Annotated in this window: 3 protein-coding genes; all 3 read right to left on the reverse strand. The window is 49.0% G+C overall.

Annotation, left to right across the window (positions count from 1 at the left end; all coding sequences use genetic code 11):
• Positions 1 to 92: 92 nt before the first annotated feature.
• The 3 genes from DWX75_RS11835 to DWX75_RS11845 all read right to left on the reverse strand — a co-directional run bounded on the left by DWX75_RS11835 (position 93) and on the right by DWX75_RS11845 (position 2694).
• Positions 93 to 581 (reverse strand): DUF262 domain-containing protein, encoded by a 489-nt coding sequence (locus DWX75_RS11835; RefSeq protein ID WP_118016511.1) that lies wholly within the window; start codon positions 579 to 581, stop codon positions 93 to 95.
• A gap of 109 nt (positions 582 to 690) precedes the next feature.
• Positions 691 to 1584 carry an ADP-ribosylglycohydrolase family protein gene (locus DWX75_RS11840; protein ID WP_118016512.1) on the reverse strand — a complete coding sequence of 298 codons (894 nt, stop codon included), beginning with the start codon at positions 1582 to 1584 and terminating at the stop codon, positions 691 to 693.
• Positions 1585 to 1662: 78 nt separating this feature from the next.
• The gene (locus tag DWX75_RS11845) at positions 1663 to 2694 is read right to left on the reverse strand and encodes a macro domain-containing protein (RefSeq protein WP_118016513.1); all 1032 of its coding nucleotides are present in this window, start codon (positions 2692 to 2694) and stop codon (positions 1663 to 1665) included.
• Between the last annotated feature and the right edge of the window lie 115 nt (positions 2695 to 2809).

Consider the following 2809-nt stretch of genomic DNA (forward strand, 5'->3'; position numbering starts at 1 on the left):
CTGACTGAAGTGAGAAGATTCCTGGCCGCATTTTAATTGAAATGAGCGTCTGCGATGGTTTTGGGGACTCCGCCCCCATCCAGCTACTCCATCTATTCCTTTTCAGGTGTCGTTACATCCAGCTCAATCTTCCTGCCAAAGTCGCTCGTAATCTTCTTGGTATCCGGCACGGAGATGATGGCATCCACGCGGTCAACAGCAGAATCCAGGGCTTTTTCAATGTCAATGTAATAATATCGCCGAATGCTGTCGCCCTTATCCGTCCTGGTATTGACTGGCTGGCTGCTGCACAAGGCAGCATAGATGGACGTCAGCCGCTGCTGGCCATCTAAAATCAGTTGCTCCGGTATCGCGGTGACGGGCGCTGTCCCTTCAATCATGCGATATTTAAAGCGGACATTGTCGTTACCGTATTTCAGGAACATCGTAGCGCCAATGGGAAAATTCTGGGTAATGCTTGCAAGCAGCCCCTTGATCCTGTTATCGTCCCAAACCCAGCCCCTCTGAAAATCGGGAAGCTGAATTTTTCCTTTTTCGATGTCGTGCATGAGGTCATTGATGGGTGTATCATTCGTCTGCATAATCGCATCTCCTATCATTCGGCAGTCCCGAAAGTCCGTTATTTAGCATATTTTAATACAATTCGTTGTTCACATGAAAAAGTCCTGCCGAGCATGCAGGACTTCTCCCTTATTTGGCACCACCTGTGCTTTTGCTTGTCACTGTCTTCAGCGATACGATATAATTTCGCCACCGCCGCAATACTTCCTTCAGGGGCTCATCCAAATAGGAATATGCCTTATCCTTAATCCAGGCCGGAACGCCATAGGCAGCTTCAGCAATGCTGCCTGTAATGGCCGCCAGCGTGTCACTGTCACCGCCAAGGGATATGGCGTTGCGAATCGCATCCTCAAAGTCCGTGCTTTCAAGAAATGCGATTATGGCCTGTGGCACGGTATCTTGACAAGTTTCGTTAAACTGGTAGCCAGGACGAATCTCATCCAGGGTACGGGACAAATCGTAGCCATACTCCTTCTCGATATACTCCTTGACGAGCCTTTTGCATTCTGCCGGATTATCATTGACAGGCTTTCCGTGATCAAGGGAATATCCGCCAAAGTTAAATCGGTTCATGAATATTGCATCAGCAGTTGCCATGGCTCCTTTTATGCCCTCTGGATGGTTATGAGTAACCTCCGCAGACAACCTTGCTGCGGCTCTGCCGTTTGACGGCCACATTCCCGTTCTGGCACAGAAACCGCAGTCCATAATCCAAGCACAGGGAGCCACCCGCATGGCTGAGCCATTGCCAAAGCTGTCATACGGCTCACGATTATCCGAAAACAGCCACGTCCCGAACCTGCCGCCATAGCCGGCATCCGGATACATCCTGCCATATTTCTTCATGGCATCAACAAAGTCATACCTATCCCCGCCATTCATGATAGCCTCAGCTACAGCACAGGTCATGACCGTATCATCCGTGAAGAAACAGTCCTCCCTGAAAAAAGGGAACTCCTTTGTCTTGATGTTGTGCCACTCATAAACAGACCCTACAATGTCACCAACAATTGCGCCCAGCATAGCAATCACTCCTTTTTCCTTCGATGATTATATTCTAGCAAGAGTCTATGCTGGTATGGTCGCCTGCCATGCGACAGATCAACAGCCAAGGAGTGGCTGCTCGAAGGTAAAGAGTGTTTCGTTGATGGTGATGATGTCAAACTCCTCGTGCTGAATGAAGTATTCTACGATGATGTCTGCCTTGCTGCTATGGGAAAGGGCATACCCTGCCCGCCCTATAAAGTCCTTTGTCTCATCAAGATTCAGCTCCAAAGCCACCGCAAAGGCCAAAGCCGTGGACTTGCTGGGCTTGTAGGCGGGATTATTTCGGATTTTCGAGAAGAGCTTGCGGTCGACATTGGCCTTCTTATAAACTTCGGGATCAGTCTTGCCCTTAACATCTATCAGTCGCAGCAGTGCCTCTGAGAAGGTATCGTCCACTTTGGCCAACAAATCCTCCAATGAACGCTTTTTCTCAGACTTGAGGATTTTGGGCATATCTGATGCTTCACCAGCACATGATTCATCTCCCCAATAGGTTTGTGACTCCAGAAAACCGCGCCTATCCCGATAATCATCCCTGTATTCCTCGTCCAGCAATTTCTCTACATATCTCGCATCCAGATAGCTTTGTACATCCTCAAACAGGCTGCTGGAGATTTTGAACGCCTTATGGTCAAACACCACAAGGTAGACATCCATATCATGGTCATGAAGGAAGTCACGTATAGCCTGGATTGCCACTGCAATGGCAATCTCCGATGGACAGCCAAATACCCCTGCCGAGATAAGCGGGAAAGCTATAGAGACGCATTTGTTGTCAGCTGCCAGCTGTAAGGAATTTGCATAACAGTTGGCCAGCAACTCTCGTTCCTCATGCTTTCCATCCTGCCAAACTGGGCCTACCGTGTGGATAACGAACTTGGCGTGAAGTCCATAGGCCGGTGTAATCGCCACCATGCCTGTATTTATGGCACCGATTTTCTTCCGCGCTGCCAATAGCTCTGCACCCGCCGCCTTATGTATTGCCCGGTCAACGCCACCACCTACTATAGGCTGGGGGTTCGCTGTATTAACTATGGCATCCACCTGCATTTTCGTTATGTCGTTACGTACGATTTCTAATGGCATTATGCTCCCCCCTTCATTGCTGTGCCGGTTGGTCTTTCTTTCTTAAAAATTCGTCAACAGTCTGCTCTATTCCTTTACAGCAGTTTACAGCTTTTAAGCCGCTTGCTCATCGCCC

The sequence above is a fragment of the Mitsuokella sp. AF21-1AC genome, from assembly GCF_003458855.1.
Taxonomy (GTDB): Bacteria; Bacillota; Negativicutes; order Selenomonadales; family Selenomonadaceae; genus Mitsuokella.

What these genes read in the sequence shown, in the direction of transcription:
- DWX75_RS11835 (WP_118016511.1), bottom strand. Translation starts at nt 581, where the DNA reads ATGCAGACGAATGATACACCCATCAATGACCTCATGCACGACATCGAA.
- DWX75_RS11840 (WP_118016512.1), bottom strand. Translation starts at nt 1,584, where the DNA reads ATGCTGGGCGCAATTGTTGGTGACATTGTAGGGTCTGTTTATGAGTGG.
- DWX75_RS11845 (WP_118016513.1), bottom strand. Translation starts at nt 2,694, where the DNA reads ATGCCATTAGAAATCGTACGTAACGACATAACGAAAATGCAGGTGGAT.